At 60.9% G+C, this 16,750-nt stretch carries 16 protein-coding genes; 4 read left to right on the top strand and 12 right to left on the bottom strand.

What is annotated here, in order from left to right:
- Positions 1–3 precede the first annotated feature (3 nt).
- Positions 4–717 (bottom strand): 6-phosphogluconolactonase, encoded by a 714-nt coding sequence (gene pgl / locus BFP89_RS22695; RefSeq protein WP_065887685.1) that lies wholly within the window; start codon positions 715–717, stop codon positions 4–6.
- A complete protein-coding gene (zwf, locus tag BFP89_RS22690) occupies positions 704–2,170 on the bottom strand; it encodes a glucose-6-phosphate dehydrogenase (RefSeq protein ID WP_065887684.1) in 1,467 nt (488 codons plus the stop codon). The genes pgl and zwf overlap by 14 nt, the downstream gene beginning before the upstream one ends.
- A gap of 220 nt (positions 2,171–2,390) precedes the next feature.
- On the opposite strand from zwf, the gene BFP89_RS22685 reads away from it, so the two are divergent.
- Positions 2,391–3,251 (top strand): MurR/RpiR family transcriptional regulator, encoded by an 861-nt coding sequence (locus BFP89_RS22685; RefSeq protein ID WP_170039859.1) that lies wholly within the window; start codon positions 2,391–2,393, stop codon positions 3,249–3,251.
- 120 nt (positions 3,252–3,371) lie between these two features.
- Here BFP89_RS22685 and BFP89_RS22680 read toward each other — a convergent pair whose 3' ends face one another.
- From BFP89_RS22680 to BFP89_RS22635, 10 genes are all read right to left on the bottom strand, one after another.
- Positions 3,372–4,217, bottom strand: coding sequence for a D-hexose-6-phosphate mutarotase (locus BFP89_RS22680; protein ID WP_065887682.1), 846 nt, complete (start codon positions 4,215–4,217; stop codon positions 3,372–3,374).
- A gap of 100 nt (positions 4,218–4,317) precedes the next feature.
- Positions 4,318–5,664 carry a carbohydrate porin gene (locus BFP89_RS22675; protein ID WP_065887680.1) on the bottom strand — a complete coding sequence of 449 codons (1,347 nt, stop codon included), beginning with the start codon at positions 5,662–5,664 and terminating at the stop codon, positions 4,318–4,320.
- Between the two features lie 202 nt (positions 5,665–5,866).
- Positions 5,867–7,027, bottom strand: a complete 1,161-nt coding sequence (locus BFP89_RS22670; RefSeq protein ID WP_065887678.1) for an ABC transporter ATP-binding protein — start codon at positions 7,025–7,027, stop codon at positions 5,867–5,869.
- A gap of 2 nt (positions 7,028–7,029) precedes the next feature.
- Positions 7,030–7,875 (bottom strand): carbohydrate ABC transporter permease, encoded by an 846-nt coding sequence (locus BFP89_RS22665; RefSeq protein ID WP_065887675.1) that lies wholly within the window; start codon positions 7,873–7,875, stop codon positions 7,030–7,032.
- On the bottom strand, positions 7,868–8,776 hold the full coding sequence (locus BFP89_RS22660; RefSeq protein ID WP_065887673.1) for a carbohydrate ABC transporter permease: 909 nt from the start codon (positions 8,774–8,776) through the stop codon (positions 7,868–7,870). Before BFP89_RS22660 ends, BFP89_RS22665 begins: the two co-directional genes overlap by 8 nt.
- 160 nt (positions 8,777–8,936) lie before the next feature.
- Complete coding sequence (locus tag BFP89_RS22655; RefSeq protein WP_065887671.1) at positions 8,937–10,223, bottom strand: ABC transporter substrate-binding protein; 1,287 nt, start codon at positions 10,221–10,223, stop codon at positions 8,937–8,939.
- 104 nt (positions 10,224–10,327) lie between these two features.
- Positions 10,328–11,587, bottom strand: a complete 1,260-nt coding sequence (locus BFP89_RS22650; protein ID WP_065887670.1) for a D-mannose isomerase — start codon at positions 11,585–11,587, stop codon at positions 10,328–10,330.
- Between the two features lie 263 nt (positions 11,588–11,850).
- Positions 11,851–12,675, bottom strand: coding sequence for an ATPase (locus tag BFP89_RS22645; RefSeq protein ID WP_065887668.1), 825 nt, complete (start codon positions 12,673–12,675; stop codon positions 11,851–11,853).
- A 126-nt stretch (positions 12,676–12,801) separates the two neighbouring features.
- Positions 12,802–13,800: an NAD-dependent epimerase/dehydratase family protein gene (locus tag BFP89_RS22640; protein ID WP_065887667.1), complete on the bottom strand. Its 999-nt coding sequence runs from the start codon at positions 13,798–13,800 to the stop codon at positions 12,802–12,804.
- A gap of 52 nt (positions 13,801–13,852) precedes the next feature.
- Positions 13,853–14,746 carry a LysR family transcriptional regulator ArgP gene (locus BFP89_RS22635; protein ID WP_065887665.1) on the bottom strand — a complete coding sequence of 298 codons (894 nt, stop codon included), beginning with the start codon at positions 14,744–14,746 and terminating at the stop codon, positions 13,853–13,855.
- A 100-nt stretch (positions 14,747–14,846) separates the two neighbouring features.
- Between BFP89_RS22635 and BFP89_RS22630 the strand changes: the two genes are divergently transcribed.
- From BFP89_RS22630 to BFP89_RS22620, 3 genes are all read left to right on the top strand, one after another.
- Positions 14,847–15,449 (top strand): LysE/ArgO family amino acid transporter, encoded by a 603-nt coding sequence (locus BFP89_RS22630; protein WP_065887663.1) that lies wholly within the window; start codon positions 14,847–14,849, stop codon positions 15,447–15,449.
- Between the two features lie 177 nt (positions 15,450–15,626).
- The gene (locus BFP89_RS22625; protein ID WP_003175739.1) at positions 15,627–16,223 is read left to right on the top strand and encodes a superoxide dismutase; all 597 of its coding nucleotides are present in this window, start codon (positions 15,627–15,629) and stop codon (positions 16,221–16,223) included.
- A gap of 155 nt (positions 16,224–16,378) precedes the next feature.
- Complete coding sequence (locus BFP89_RS22620; RefSeq protein ID WP_065887661.1) at positions 16,379–16,558, top strand: hypothetical protein; 180 nt, start codon at positions 16,379–16,381, stop codon at positions 16,556–16,558.
- Positions 16,559–16,750: the final 192 nt, after the last annotated feature.

Raw genomic sequence — 16,750 nt, 5'->3', positions numbered from 1 at the left:
GGCTCATGGGCACCAGTAAATCTCTAATGTAGGTTGCAAAAACGCGCGAATCGGCATGGCGGCGACATCGTCACCGGCCAGCGCGGCGCTCAAGGTGGTCAACTTCGAACTGCCGGAAATCGACAGTACGGTGTAGTGGGCCGTCGCCAGCAATGCGCGACTCATGGTCAGGCGCTGGTGCGGCACGGTCGGCGCCAGCATCGGCCAGCAACGGCGGGTACCGTCGGCCTGCAAGGCCTGGGCAAGGTTCGGGCTGTCGGGAAACAGCGAAGCGGTGTGGCCGTCATCGCCCATGCCCAGCACCAGCACATCGATCGCCGGCAACTCGGCCAGCAGGCGATCGGCCTGCTCGGCAGCGTCTTCCAGGTTGGCGGCAGCGCTGTACAGGCTGAGGAACCGGGCCTCGACCGCAGGGCCTTGCAACAGGTGCTGCTTTAACAGGCCGGCGTTGCTGTCGGCGTGTTCCACCGGCACCCAGCGCTCGTCGGCCAGGGTGATGGTGACTTTGGACCAGTCCAGGACCTGCCTGGCCAGGTTCTGGAGGAACGCCACGGGGCTGCGGCCGCCGGACACGACCAACGTCGCCGCGCCACGCGCGCTGATGGCCGCGCGCAGTTGCTCGGCCACGTCATGGGCCAGGCCGTCCGCCAACAGCACGGGCGTGCGGTACTCATGGGCAGTGACGCCCTGAGGCAGTTTCAATTCAGATATCGCCATACCACGACCTCCCATCCCGCGTGATCAGTGCAATCGAGCTCATCGGCCCCCAGGAACCCGCCGCGTACGGCTTGGGCGCATCACCGGATTTTTTCCACCCGGCGATCAACTGGTCACACCACTTCCACGCGGCTTCGATTTCATCTTTGCGAACAAACAGGTTCTGATTGCCGCGCATCACTTCCAACAGCAAACGCTCGTAGGCATCGGGGATGCGTGCGCTGCGATAGGTGTCGGAAAAATTCAGTTGCAGCGGACCGCTGCGCAGTTGCATGCCCTTGTCCAGGCCCTGCTCCTTGGTCATCACGCGCAAGGAGATACCTTCGTCCGGCTGCAGACGGATGATCAGCTTGTTGCTGATCTGCAAGCGCTGCTCGGGGGCGAAAATATAGTGGGACGGTTCCTTGAAGTGGATGACGATCTGCGACAGCTTTTGCGGCATGCGCTTGCCGGTGCGCAGGTAGAACGGCACCCCGGCCCAACGCCAGTTACGGATATCGGCGCGCAGGGCAACGAAGGTCTCGGTGTCGCTCTGGGTGTTGGAATTCTCTTCTTCCAGGTAGCCCGGCACGGCTTTACCGGCGCTGTAGCCGGCGATGTACTGGCCGCGCACCACCTGAGTGGTCAGGCCTTCCGGGCTGATCGGCGCCAGGGCCTTGAGCACCTTGACCTTCTCGTCACGGATGCTGTCGGCGGACAGGTCGGCCGGCGGGTCCATGGCGATCAGGCAGAGCAACTGCAGCAGGTGGTTCTGGATCATGTCGCGCAGTTGGCCGGCCTTGTCGAAGTAGCCCCAACGGCCTTCGATGCCGACCTGCTCGGCCACGGTGATTTCCACGTGGGAAATGTAGTTCTGGTTCCACTGGGTTTCGAACAGGCTGTTGGCGAAACGCAGGGCGATCAGGTTCTGTACCGTCTCTTTACCCAGGTAGTGGTCGATGCGATAGGTGCGGTTTTCCGGGAAAAACTGCGCGACGGCGTCGTTGACCTTGCGTGAGGATTCCAGGTCCGAACCAATCGGTTTTTCCAGCACCACACGGGTGTTTTCCGCCAGGCCGACCTTCGACAGGTTCTCGCAGATCGCGCCATAGACGGCAGCCGGAGTGGCGAAGTAGGCGATGAGGCGCTGTTCGCTACCGACCTTTTCGGCAAGGCCGACGTAGTCGTCAGCCTTCATGAAGTCGACATGCACATACGCCAGGCGCGCCAGGAAACGCTGGGCCACGGCTTCGTCGAGTTCCTTGCCGACGTATTTGCGCAGTTCTTGTTCGATATGGGCCATGTGCTGCTGCTCGGACCCGGCTTCGCGGGCCAGGGCCAGGATGCGCGTGTCATCGTGCAGCAGGCCGGCGCCATCGAGTTGATAGAGAGCAGGAAATAACTTGCGCAGCGCCAGATCACCCAAGGCGCCAAACAGGGCAAAGGTGCAGGGTTCTACGGTTATCGAAGGCATGATGTTTGTTCTTTTATCAAGTTAAGCTACAAATACCTTTTTTCAAGGCATCACTCAAGGAAAAATGTAGTAATAACCACAACATTTTCCGCCAATACGCATTGCGAGTGGTGGTGTTCCGCTACCCTCAGTAGGATAGGCCACCGCGAGAAGCCACTCATCGATTGGTTACCGCCTTTTTATTTGCATCGTCGCCCGAAGGAAAGACTGAATGGACCGCGTGCGAAATCTTCTGGAACAGATCCGGAACCGCCTCGAAGAATTGAACAAGGCCGAGAAAAAAGTCGCCGAGGTCATCCTGCTCAACCCGCAGCAGGCCACCCGCTTCTCGATCGCCGCCCTCGCCCAGGCCGCCTCGGTCAGTGAACCGACGGTCAACCGTTTCTGCCGTTCGTTCGGCGTCAGCGGTTACCCTGAACTTAAATTGCAGCTGGCGCAAAGTCTGGCCAGCGGCGCGGCCTATGTCAGCCGCGCCGTGGAAGCCGATGATAACCCCGAGGCCTACACCCAGAAGATCTTTGGCAGCGCCATCGCCTCCCTGGACAGCGCCTGCCAGGCCCTGGACCCGGCCCTGATCAGCAAGGCCGTGGACTTGTTGATCCAGGCGCGGCAGATCCACTTTTTCGGCCTCGGCGCCTCGGCACCGGTGGCGATGGACGCACTGCACAAATTCTTCCGTTTCAACCTGGCGGTGACCGCCCACGCCGACGTGCTGATGCAACGCATGATCGCCTCGGTCGCCCACACGGGTGAGTTGTTCGTGATCATTTCCTACACCGGGCGTACCCGCGAGTTGGTGGAAGTGGCGCGTATCGCGCGGGAAAACGGCGCGTCGGTGCTGGGGGTGACGGCCGAGAACTCACCGCTGGCCAAGGCCAGTACCGTGAGCCTGAACATTCCGTTGCCGGAAGACACCGACATCTACATGCCGATGACGTCGCGGATCATTCAGCTGACGGTGCTGGATGTGCTGGCGACCGGCATGACCTTGCGCCGTGGCGTGGATTTCCAGCCGCACTTGCGCAAGATCAAAGAGAGCTTGAATGACAGCCGGTATCCGGTGGGGGATGAGTTCAACTAAGCCGGCATCTGTGTTGGCTTTACTGGCCTCATCGGGGGCAAGCCCCCTCCCACATATGATTTGTGAACCCATTCAAAAGTGGGAGGGGGCTTGCCCCCGATGAGGCCATCAGCCACACCACTAGACCCCTGCCCTGGCCTGCAGACTCAAATGCGCCCGCTCCCCCGGCGCCAGGCTCGCCCCGGCCATCGCCGACTCCACGCACACAAATCCTGACGCTTCGTTAAAACTCACGCCCAATAGCGGCCGGCTACCGGGGTGCCACACCACCGTGTCGGCGCTGTCGCCGGTATCGATGCACAGTTCACGCTGCCAGGCATGGTCCTTGAGCTGCAATTCGCCCTCGTGCTGGAACACCCGCTGGCACCCGCCATCGACGCGCAACTCACCTTCCTGCTGGCAAACCTGGCGATTGAGCTGGTCATAACCCTGCGCGCCGTCGAGCCCAGACAGCGCTACCTCGTCAACGTGACCAATACGCCAATAAGCATGCAAAGCATGGCTCAACTGGCACGGCAGCTCGTCCTGATGCTCGGTGCTCAGGCGCAGTTCCAGGGTGTCGCCCAATTGCGCGTGCAGGTCCACCTGCCAGTCGCACAACTGCAACTGCCAATGCAGGCGCACGCCATCGTCATCGGTGCTGCTGTCGAGCAGTTTCCAGTCGATCAAGCGCGCCCAGCCGTGGGAAGGCCAGGCGTTTTCGCTGGGATGACGGCCATACCACGGCCAGCAGACCGGTACGCCGCCGCGTATCGCGCCGACTTGCGGCCATTTGGCCGCACACCACAGCCAGGGTTTCTGGCCGGTGGGCTGAAAGTGCAGCAGTTGCGCGCCCTGACGACTGAATACCGCCTGGCACAACGGGTGGTCGATCACCAACACATCGCGCATCTGAAAGCGCTCCCAGGCGAACACCGGGCGCTCGCGCAGGGACTTGAAAAAGCGTTGCAGCGGTTGCTCATGCATGTGCACAGGTTCCGAATATCACAGTGCCACCCAAAAAAAAGCGGATAGCCATGGCTACCCGCAAAATGCGCACAGAGAGAAGGAGCTTATCGCAACCGCGTTAGAACGTAGACTGAATCTTCAGGCCCGCTACCAGCGCGTTGTCGACTTTGTCCACGCCGCCCGGCTGGACGACGTACTGCAAGTTAGGACGCACGGTCAGCCAGTTGGTAACGTGGAAACCGTAGTTCAGTTCGACGTTGTACTCAGTCTCGCGAATCGGCGTGTACAGCGGATTGTCGTAGTCGCTGATGCCATTGGCGGCATTGAGCAGCTCCGAGTTCTTCTTCACGTCATCGTTGACGTGCAGGCGCGCGACGCCAATGCCGACGTCATCTTTTGGACGTGCGTCGAATGGGCCCTTGTACACCAGCATCAACGACTGGTAGTTGTCGACCAGGTTGGTTTCCTTGTCGTGGAAGGTCGCGTTGGCCGCAATGTTCAGGCCACGGGTAGCGTCGCCGTTATGCGTGGTGAGTTGCTGTTGGGCAACGAACCAGTAGCCTTTCTTGCTGCTGCGGGTGCGCAAGTTTGCGCCAGTGAGGACCGCATCGTTGCCGTTGACGTCTTCACGTACATCCGGAGCATCGGCCGCGCTCTTGTAGTAACCCACGCGGTATTCGCCCGGCAGGTTGTTGACCTTCGGCGACCAGACCAATTCCACCGGAATCACAGTACCCTTGGTACCGCTGCCGCTGAGTTTGAAGCCGTTGCCGTGCTCCAACTGCGATGGGTTCTGGTTGTAGGCACCAATCTGCGCATACAGCTCAGGCGTAATGTTGTACTTCACGCGGATCGCGGCCTGGGCGACCGGCCAGTTGTACCAGGTGTTTACATAGTTGCCGACCTGGGAGCCACAGAACGACAGGTTCTGGAAGTCGCACGGGAAGGTGTTGAAGTCTTCGCCTTCGCCAAAGTAACCGAGTTTCACGTCCAGCTTGTTGTCGAACATCTGGTGCTGAACCCAGAACTGGGTCAGGCGCACCATGTGGCCACGGCCGTACACTTCCTGGGACGAACTCAAGGTGCCGGCACGCGGGTCGCCGATGCGGTCATTGGAGATGTTCTGGCCATTACGGTTGGTGAACTGGATCTTGGCCTGGGTGTTATCCCAGCCCCACAGCTTTTGCAGGTCCAGCGCTACGCCCAGACCGAACTGGTCGGAGTATCGACCGGTCTTGTCGTCGTTGTAGCCACCGTGGGCGTTGTAGCCCATTTCCCCTACGTAATCGGCCTTGATGTCGATACCTTGCTCGATCAGCTTGGTACGCTCGCCGCCCCAATCGCCGGTCATCCACTTGGAATCGGCGCTGAACGCATCGGCCGCCATCGCATTGGCGGACAATACAAGGGCTGCTGCTGCTGACAGTTGGCAGAACAGCCGAGTGTTGTTGTGTTGCTTTTTCATCCCTACATCCTCGTCTTTATTGTTATTAAACTGTTTTTATCTAACGCGGGTTACATTTTTTAGCTAAAACAACAAGTTAACCATTAATCACAGTACTGCAGGAGCGAGCTTGCTCGCGAAAAACCCGAGAGCGCCACGCTAAACCAGGAGCGCTGCGTCATCGTTAACGACCTTCGCGAGCAAGCTCGCTCCTACAAATGCTTCAACGGCCCTTGAACTGGGTCACGTTGCCAGCATGCCCCTGTGCCGGCGATGCAGCTGCGGTACCCAATCGCTCACCGGTCTTGGCGTCGAACAGCAACACCTTGGCCGGGTCGAACTGCAGGGTCAGGGTCTCGCCCACCTGCGGTGCCACGTCCGGTGCCAGACGGCAGCAGACTTTGGTGTCGTTGAGCTGCACGAACACCAGGGTGTCCGGGCCGGTCGGCTCGGTCACCTGGACTTCGGCGCGAATACTCGACGCGCCATTGCCCTCGCCCGCCGCCAGCACGATCTGCTCCGGGCGCAGGCCCAGGATCACATCGCGATCTTCCAGACCTGCGTCATTCATGTTCAGCGCCAGCTCGCAACGGGCCTGGCCGCTGTCGAGCACCGCCACCAGACCACCGTTCTGGCGTTTTAGGCGCATGGGAACGAAGTTCATTGGTGGTGAACCGATAAAGCTTGCCACAAACAGGTTAGCAGGATCGTTGTAAATTTCCTTCGGCGTACCGAATTGCTGGATGATTCCGTCCTTCATCACCGCCACTTTGTCGCCCAGGGTCATCGCTTCGATCTGGTCGTGGGTCACGTAGACGGTGGTGGTTTTCAGGCGCTGGTGCATCAGCTTCATTTCGGTACGCATCTCGACGCGCAGCTTGGCGTCGAGGTTCGACAGCGGCTCGTCGAACAGGTAGATCTTCGGCCGGCGCGCCAACGCCCGGCCCATGGCCACGCGCTGTTGCTGACCGCCGGAGAGCTGGCCCGGCTTGCGGTTGAGCAGGTGCTCGATCTGCAGCAGCTTGGCCACGCGTGCCACTTCGGTGTCGATGTCGGCCTGGGGCATCTTGCGAATCTTCAGGCCGAACTCGATGTTCTCGCGCACGCTCATGGTCGGGTACAGCGCGTAGGACTGGAACACCATGGCGATGTCACGGTCCTTGGGGCTCATGCCGCTCACATCCTGATCACCGATCATGATGGCCCCGCCGGAGATGGTCTCAAGGCCCGCGATGCAGTTCATCAAGGTGGACTTGCCGCAACCCGAAGGGCCGACCAGGATCAGGAATTCGCCTTCCTTGATCGACAGTTCGATGTTCTTCAAGGTGTCGGGCAGGCCGGCACCATAGGTCTTGTTTACATTGCGAAGTTCAAGCGTAGCCATGATTACCCCTTGACCGCGCCGGCCGTGAGGCCGCGCACGAAATACTTGCCTGCGATCACATAGACCAGCAGGGTCGGCAGCCCGGCGATCATCGCCGCCGCCATATCCACGTTATATTCCTTGGCCCCGGTGCTGGTGTTGACCAGGTTGTTCAGCGCCACCGTGATGGGCTGGGAGTCGCCGCTGGAAAACACCACGCCGAACAGGAAGTCGTTCCAGATCTGGGTGAACTGCCAGATCAGGCAGACCATGATGATCGGCGTCGACATCGGCAGAATGATCTGACGGAAGATGGTGAAGAAACCGGCACCGTCCAGGCGGGCCGCCTTGATCAGCGCATCCGGAATGCTCACGTAGTAGTTACGAAAGAACAGCGTGGTAAACGCCAGGCCGTAGACCACATGCACAAACACCAGGCCCGTGGTGGTATTGGCCATGCCCATCTTGCCGAGGGTGAACGAGGCCGGCAGCAGCACCGTCTGGAACGGCAGGAAGCAGCCGAACAGCAACAGGCCGAAGAACAACTGCGAACCCCGGAAGCGCCAGAACGACAGTACGTAGCCGTTCAACGCGCCGATGGCCGTGGAGATCAGCACAGCCGGCACGGTGATCTTGATCGAGTTCCAGAAGTAGCCGTCCACGGTGCCCCAGGCCTTGACCCAGCCGATGCCACTGACCACGGTTGGCCAGCTCAGCAGGTTGCCGGTGCTGATGTCTTCCGGGGTCTTGAAGCTGGTGAGCAGCATCACCACCAGCGGCACCAGGTACAGCAGCACCGCGAGGATCAGCACCGCGTAGATCGCGATGCGACTCAGGCTGATGGCAGGTTTAGCGGCGAGACTAGTCATTACGCTTGGTCCTCAGCTCGGAATACAGGTACGGCACGATGATCGCGAGGATCGCACCGAGCATCAGGATTGCACTGGCCGAGCCCATGCCCATCTGGCCGCGGCTGAAGGTAAACGAGTACATGAACATGGCAGGCAGGTCGGACGAATAGCCCGGGCCGCCGGCCGTCATCGCCGCCACCAGGTCGAAGCTCTTGATCGCAATGTGCGCCAGGATCATCACCGCACTGAAAAACACCGGGCGCAGGCTTGGCAGCACCACGCTCCAGTAGATGCGCGGCAGGCTCGCGCCGTCGATCTGCGCGGCGCGGATGATTGACTGATCAACGCCACGCAGGCCCGCCAGGAACATCGCCATGATAAAGCCCGAGGCTTGCCACACAGCGGCGATCACCAGGCAGTAGACCACGCGATCGGGGTCGATCAGCCAGTCGAGACGGAAGCCTTCCCAGCCCCAGTCGCGCAATAATTTGTCCAGGCCCATGCCCGGGTTGAGCAGCCATTTCCACGCAGTACCGGTGACGATCATCGAGAGCGCCATCGGGTACAGGTAGATCGTGCGAATGAAACCTTCGCGGCGGATTTTCTGGTCGAGGAAAATCGCCAGCGTCACACCGATCACCAGGGTGATGCCGATGAACATCCCGCCGAACACGGCCAGGTTCTTGCTCGCCACCCACCAACGGTCGTTGTCGAACAAGCGCTCGTATTGCGCCAGGCCCGCCCACTTGTAGTTGGGCAGAAACGTGGAGGTGGTGAACGACAACACGAACGTCCACAGGATGTAGCCGTAGAAGCCCACCAGCACGATGAACATGCTCGGCGCCAGCACCAGTTTGGGGAGCCAGCGCTGCAATGCATCGAACGGCGAGGCCTTGCTGAACACAGCAACAGAACTCATGGGAAAATCCAGTACAGGGAAAAAGGACTGACAGGTGAACCGAACCCTGCAGGAGCGAGCGTGTTCGCAAAGGACTTCAACGATAGCGCGTGCATAGAGGATGAACGCGGTGACCTTGAGTTTTTCGCGAGCGAGCTCGCTCCTACAGATAGCAGCAGCGTTACTTGGCCGACTTGATCGCAGCGCCCAATTTCTTGGCCGTGTCGGCCGGGTCGGCTTTCGGGTCGTTGATGTAGTTGGTCACCACGTCAAAGAACGCGCCTTGCACCGCCAGGTTGGTGGCCATGCTGTGCGCCATGCTTGGCTGCAGTCCGCCGGTCTTGGCGTCGGCCAGGAAGTCCTTGGCGGCGGCCTGGGCGCAGGAGTCGAAGCCCAGTTTATCCATTTGAGTGAGCATGTCAGTGCGCACCGGGATCGAACCCTTGTTGATGCTGAAGATTTTCTGGAAGTTTTCACCCAGCGCGACTTTGGCAATGTCCTGCTGACCGGCAGCGGTGCCTTTGTCTTTCTGCTTGAACACGGCCAGGGAGTCGATGTTGTAGGTGAAGGCCTTGTCGGTGCCCGGGAAGGCTACGCACTCGTAGTCCTTGCCGGCGACTTTCTTGGCGGCGGTCCATTCGGACTTGGCCCAGTCACCCATGATCTGCATGCCGGCCTTGCCGTTGATGACTTTCCCGGCTTCCAGGTTCCAGTCCTGACCTTTGCCGTCGACGTCCATATAGGTCGCGACCTTTTTCAGCTCAGTCAGCGACTTGACCATTTCCGGGCCGGTCAGCGCAGCGTTATCCAGGTCGACCAGGGCTTTCTTGTAGCCATCGGCACCCATGACCGAGAGGACCACCGCTTCGAACACGGTGCTGTCCTGCCAAGGCTGGCCGCCGTGAGCAAGCGCGATGAAACCCGCCGCTTTCAGCTTGTCGCCGGCGGCATAGAATTCTTCGAGGGTGGTCGGGTTCTTGGTGATACCGGCTTTCTTGAAGACTTCCGGGTTGATCCACAGCCAGTTCACGCGGTGGATGTTGACCGGAACGGCCACGTAGTCACCTTCGTACTTGACGGTGTCGGAGACTTTCTTGTCGAGCAGGGAGTCCCACTTTTCTTCTTTGGCGACGTCTTTGAGCGCGTCGGTGTCGAGCAGGCCGGTGGACGCCCATTCCTGGATGTCGGGGCCCTTGATCTGGGCAACGCCTGGCGGGTTGCCGGCTACCGCGCGGCTTTTCAGCACGGTCATGGCCGTGGCGCCACCGCCACCTGCGACTGCGCCGTCTTTCCAGGTGAAGCCGTCTTTCTCAACTTGGGCCTTCAGGACATCCACTGCCGCCTTTTCACCGCCCGACGTCCACCAATGCACTACTTCAATCGTGCCTTTGGAGTCGGCGGCAAATGCACTGAGGGGAAACAACGAGGCCATGGAAATAGCAACGGCGAGGCGATTAATCGCATTCATCTGAGTACCTTTTCTTGTTGTTATGCATGCAAGTCTAGAGCTTGCGCTGCACGGAGTTTAAACAGGGATTTTCCCGGCGCAGGTAACAAAGGGACGCACAAATGTCACCAGCTGGTGACATAGCATCCGCTGCCCAATGCACTGGCCAGGCTGGGTGCCAAGGGTAATGCAGGCAGCACGACCGCTTGCCAGGCATGGTACAGGTCCGGCTTGCCGCCCCAGATTTTGCTGCTGGGTTGGTTGTGTGGGTTGAGTTCGTGGTGCCAACTGCCCTGGAGCCGGTCGATGAAGTGGGTTTCGCAAAACTCCCAGAACCGCCGGTACCAGGTCTCGTAATGCAATTGGCCGGTGCGTTTGAGCAGCGCCTGGGCAGCTGCGCCGGCTTCGGCATGGGTCCAGTGCAGGCGTTCGCGAACGACCGGGCGCTGGTTCCAGTCCAGGGTGTAGACAATGCCCGGCGCGCCATCCACCGCCCAGGCATACTCGCAGGCACTGGCAAACAGCCCTTGGGCATCGGTCAGCAACCACTGCGGCGTGACCAACCCGGCGGCCAGCCGCGCCGCTTCCAGGTGCAGCACCAGCCGCGCCCATTCGAAGCCGTGGCCGGGGGTGATGCCATAGGGACGGAAACCGTCGGCGGGGTTGTCTTCGTTGTAACCGGGCAGCGGGTTCCACTGGGTATCGAAGTGCTCGATCACCATGAAGCGATTACCGGCGGCGTGAGCATGGATGATACGTTCGACGATCCGCAACGCGCGGTCCAGCCAGCGCGTGTCGCCCGTGACATCGGCCAGGGCGAGAAAGGCTTCGGTGGCGTGCATGTTGCTGTTGGCACCGCGATAGGCTTCGACGCCGCTCCAGTCCCGGGCAAAGGATTCGAGCATGGCGCCCTCCTCCTCGCTCCAAAAGAACTGGTCGATGATATGCACCGCATCGTTCAACAGGGTCTGCGCGCCGGGTGCACCGGCCACTACGGCAGAGCTGGCGGCCAGGGCCACGAAGGCATGCAGGTAAGCGGCCTTGCCGGTATTGCCATCCAGGGCATCGGCCGTAGCGAACCAGCCACCGTGTTCGCTATCGTGCAACGGGCCGCTCAGGGCCGCCACGCCGTGAGCCACCAAATCGGCATAACCCGGCAACCCCATGGCGTGGGCCATGGCGAAGCTGTGGGTCATGCGGGCGGTGTTCATGGTTTCGGCGCGGGCGCCGGCCGGCAGTTGGCCAGTGTCATCCAGATTGCCGAAGCCGTCCGGCAGGCGCGACGCCTTGGCAAAGGTCAACAGGCGCTGGCCTTCGGCCGCGAGCCAGGCGTGATGGGCAGGCGCGTTCAGCCAACTGCTGGGAGGCAGTGGTTGCATGGTCATGGGGGGCCCTTATTGTTTTTTGTGGGGTGACCGGAGTCTAAACAAGGGCGCGGGAGTGGCAAGTAACGAAGGGGACAATAAATGTCACCGGGCGGTGACAAAGCTGCGAGCGACAGCGATTTACCTGACTAATACAGTTCAAATGTGGGAGGGGGCTTGCCCCCGATAGCGGTGAGTCAGACAATATTTTGGTGACTGACACACCGCATTCGGGGGCAAGCCCCCTCCCACAGTTTGATTGCATTCACAGTCCACAGAACGGGTCATTGACCCAGTGGTGTGGCCGCCGCCGGCGCGTTGAGGCGCTGGTTCAAATTCTGCACCTGGCTCTGCAATGTGGTGATATTGCGCGTGGTCTGGATGCGGAATACGTCGAACTCTTTATTGGTCGGCGCATCGGTGTTGGCGGGCTGGTTTTCCTGTGCACTCTTGAGCACCAGCACGTCCTGCTCGAGTCGGGCGATGGCGGCAGCCGGATTGCCTTGTTTCTTCAGGGCCGCCACCTCATTGGCCAGATCCTTGATCTCGCCCTGGGCCGCCTTGAGCGTGGCAACGGCATCGGTCAGCGCCTGGACCTGGCCCTGCAACTTGGCATTGGCGCTCGTCAGTTCGGCGGTGCTGGCGCTCATCTGCGCCAGCCGCTGATCCAGTTCGGTGGCCTGGCCGGCCACACCCACTTGTTGCCTGCCCTGCTCAAGCAACTGGGTTTCCAGCTGTTTGATCTGCACTTTCAGGGCTTCGCTGCCGTTGTTCACATTGGCCTCGCTGGCCACGACCTTGCCGGAAATATCCTGCAGGCGCCCCGCCGCTTCTTCGCTGATACGCGCAAAGCTTTCCTGGGTGGCGACCAGTTGCTGGCCCATCAGGGAAATCTGCTGGAAGCTCCACCAGGCCAGGCCCGCAAAGGCGATCAGCAACGCGCCGACCAACGCCCACAACGGACCGTTGCTGGCCCTTTTCACCTTGACCACAGGCGTCGTGCGCGAGCGCACCGAGGTGGCGGCTGTCGGCACGAAATCATCATCGTCCCCGGTATCGGCCCGCAGGCTGGGAACGTTGTCGAAATCGTCTTTAGCATCGTTACGCATGAATCTATCCTGAATCAATAAGATGGCCGACCGAGGGGCCGAGCGGCGGGAGTATAAACCGTGCTCCCGGTGCATGGGTCAACAAGCGCTGCGCCACTCGGTTCCCGATATGTTGCAGGTTGTGGCTTATGAGTGGCCCGGAGCCTGGGCTTTCCACCACAGGCAGAACTCGTCGAGGGCGCTCCACAGACTGACCTTGGGCTCGTAATCGAGATAATGCCGCGCCCGGCTGATGTCGAGGGTGAAATCCTTGTTCATGACCTGCATGCCCAGGCGCGTCAACGACGGTTCCGGCCGCCCCGGCCACAGCGCACAGAACGCCTCGTTCAAGGCCGCCACACTGTAGGACACGCCATAGGAGCGGTAGCGCGTGACCTGAGGCATGTCCATTTGTCGCATCACATAGTTGACCACGTCCCACACCGGTACCGGCGTGCCGTTGCTGATGTTGTAGGCCCTGCCCAGTGCGGAACCGGGAGCCAGCAAGCTGCTGAGCAGCGCCTCGTTGAGATTGTGCACGCTGGTGAAGTCGACCTTGTTAAGGCCGTCACCGACGATGGCCAGGCGGTTCTTGCGCTGCATCTTCAACAGGCGCGGGAAGATGCTCATGTCACCGGCACCGGTGACGAAACGCGGGCGCAGGGCCAGCACCTCGAGGCCGAATTCCTGGGCGCCGAACACCTTCTGCTCCGCCAGGTATTTGGTCGCGGCATAGGGATGCCTGAAGCGCTTGGGGACTTGCTCTTCGGTCAGCCCCAGGTGGTCGCGCCCATCGAAGTAGATGGAGGGCGAGGACAGGTGCACCAAGCGTCCGACGCGCTGCTTGAGGCACGCTTCGACGACGTTCTCGGTGACCAGCACATTGCCTTGATGGAAATCCTGATACTTGCCCCACAGCCCGACCGCACCGGCACAGTGCACCACGGCCTCGACGTCACGGCACAGGGTGCGCACCAGGTCGGCATCGTTCAGATCACCCTGGATAAACTCGGCACCGCGTCGTACCAGGTGCTCGACACCCTCGGCCCGTCGCCCGTTGACCCGCACGTCCAGGCCCTGCTCCAGGGCGAAACGCGCAAAGCGCCCGCCGATGAAGCCGCTTGCGCCGGTGACCAGAATTTTCATGCACTACCCCATGTTCTTTCGTTTTTCATCGCTGTTGCCTTGACGCACGCCATCACTTCAACGGCACCAACCATTGCCCACAGACCCGGGCCAGATGCTCGGTCAACAGGCCCAACAGGTGCCCGCCACTGCGCCAATGATGCCAGTACAGCGGCACATCGATGGGCTTATCTGGCAGTAATTCGACCAGCAGGCCTTTTTCCAGCGCGTCGCGCACCTGCAATTCGGGCACCAGGCCCCAGCCGAGGCCAGCTTCCATCAGGCGGATAAAACCTTCGGATGACGGGCATAAATGGTGCTCGAAACCGCCGTTCACCCCCAGCGAAGCCAGATAACGGTGTTGCAGGAAATCATCCGGACCGAATACGAGCGCCGGGGTACCGGCCAGTTGGTCGGCCTGTACCCCGGCCGGGAAGTGCCGCGTTATAAACGCGGGGCTGGCCAATGCGCGGTAACGCATGGCGCCAAGGGCCAGGCTGCGGGCGCCGGCAACCGGGCGCTCGCTGGCGCAGATACAGGCCGCCACTTCACCAGCACGCATGCGTTTGAGGCCCACGGTCTGGTCTTCCACCACCAGGTCCAGCAGCAGGTGCTGTTCGCTGCAGAAATCGCTGACCGCCAGCGCCCACCAGGTGGCGAGGCTGTCGGCATTCAGCGCAATGCGCAGGCGCTCGGGCATGCCCTCTTCGTCCAACGCCGGCACCTGGCTTTGCAGGTCGCGCTCCAGCAGGCGCACCTGCTGCACATGGTTAAGCAGGCGTCGGCCGATATCGGTGGGCGTCGGCGGCGTCGCGCGCACCAGTACCGGCTGGCCGACGCGCGCCTCCAGCAACTTGATGCGCTGGGACACGGCCGACTGCGACAGCCCCAGCACCTGTGCGCCGCGCTCGAAGCCGGCCTGCTCCACCACGGCCGCCAAAGCGGAAAGCAATTTATAGTCGAACATCAGTTTTCCTAATGAGCGATCAGCAATATTGGTTTTTCTTATACAGGCTCGACCGCCACCCTAGCCAGCATCGTTTGAGCATGACTTGAGGATTGGCGCTATGTGGCAAAGCTATATGAACGGGTTGCTGGTGGCCCTGGGACTGATCATGGCAATCGGCACGCAGAATGCGTTCGTCCTGGCGCAAAGCCTGCGCCGCGAACATCACTTGCCGGTCGCCGCCCTGTGTGTGATCTGCGATGCGCTGCTGGTTGCGGCCGGGGTATTCGGCTTGGCCACCGTGCTGGCGCAGAGCCCGATACTGCTTGGGGTGGCGCGCTGGGGCGGCGCGGCGTTTCTGCTGTGGTACGGCGCGTGCGCGCTGCGCAGGGCCTGTTCGACACAACGTCTGGATCAGGACGCCAGCCTCAAGACCCGCTCATTGCGCGCCGTGCTGTTGAGCGCGCTGGCGGTGACCCTGCTCAATCCCCACGTTTATCTGGATACCGTGCTGCTGATCGGCTCACTGGGCGCGCAACAAACGGAGCCGGGGGCCTACGTCGCCGGCGCGGCCAGTGCGTCGTTCCTGTGGTTTACCACCCTCGCCCTTGGCGCAGCGTGGTTGGCGCCGTGGCTGGCGCGCCCGGCTACCTGGCGTCTGCTCGACCTGCTGGTGGCCGTGATGATGTTCACCGTGGCCTACCAACTGATCAGCGCGCCATGAACTTATTCCAAAAGGCTCTGGAACCTCTATCCCACACAGTTGTTGCGTGGTTTTGCCGCACCCCCGGTGCTATGATCCCGGACTTGCGCCGCAAAGAGTACAGACTCGCCGGCGCTTGTTTGGCCGCCCGTGATCGGCCTTGCGCTCACCGCAACTGACCTGATTAGGAGAATCATCATGGCTTTCGAATTGCCGCCGCTGCCCTACGCACACGATGCCCTGCAGCCGCACATCTCCAAGGAAACCCTGGAGTATCACCACGACAAGCACCACAACACCTATGTCGTGAACCTGAACAACCTGGTGCCAGGCACCGAGTTCGAAGGCAAGACCCTGGAAGAAATCGTCAAGTCTTCTTCGGGCGGTATCTTCAACAACGCCGCTCAGGTCTGGAACCACACCTTCTACTGGAACTGCCTGGCGCCAAACGCCGGCGGCCAACCTACCGGCGCTCTGGCTGAAGCCATCAACGCTGCGTTCGGTTCGTTCGACAAGTTCAAGGAAGAGTTCACCAAGACGTCGGTCGGCACCTTCGGTTCCGGCTGGGGCTGGCTGGTGAAAAAGGCTGACGGTTCCCTGGCCCTGGCCAGCACCATCGGCGCCGGCAACCCGCTGACCAACGGCGACACCCCGCTGCTGACCTGCGATGTCTGGGAACACGCCTACTACATCGACTACCGCAACGTGCGTCCAAAGTATGTGGAAGCGTTCTGGAACCTGGTCAACTGGAAGTTCGTGGCTGAGCAGTTCGAAGGCAAGACCTTCACTGCCTAAGCAACGCTTGCAGTAGAAAAAGCCCGGCCATTGCCGGGCTTTTTCATGGGCGCTAACAAGCAGCAAGCTACTGGTCCTGGTGGAACTCGCAGAAGAGAAATTGCCACGCAGTGAGTGAGAGGAATAACCCTCTCGCGCTCTTCTGGAGAAAAAAGATGGAAGAAATCGGAAAAGCAGGCGGGCAGATGGCGATGCAACTCATCAGCGGCCTCATGAAAGGTCTTGCCGGTGGTGCAGGTGGTGGTGGCGACGAAGGTGCCGCGAAAGCACCAGAGCGCCCCGGCGAGGACAACATGCCACCGGCGCCGTCAAAGATTGACTTTTCAGTGAGTTGATAACTGCGCCCGCGATGCCAACCATTGGCACGCGGCACGTTGGTCGAACAATCAGACGGCGGAGCACATCCGCCGTTTTTTTGCTTTTTTCTCCCCTCCAGCCTTGAAGGTGCCTGCAGCTCCAATGTTCCTTTGACTGCCCTCCCCAGATTGCCAATACTCATGGCATATTGAAGGCCACCCGCATGAGAC

Source organism: Pseudomonas sp. 31 R 17 (assembly GCF_900004915.1).
Taxonomy (GTDB): domain Bacteria; phylum Pseudomonadota; class Gammaproteobacteria; order Pseudomonadales; family Pseudomonadaceae; genus Aquipseudomonas; species Aquipseudomonas orientalis_A.
This window is presented reverse-complemented; position numbering and strand designations above follow the sequence as displayed.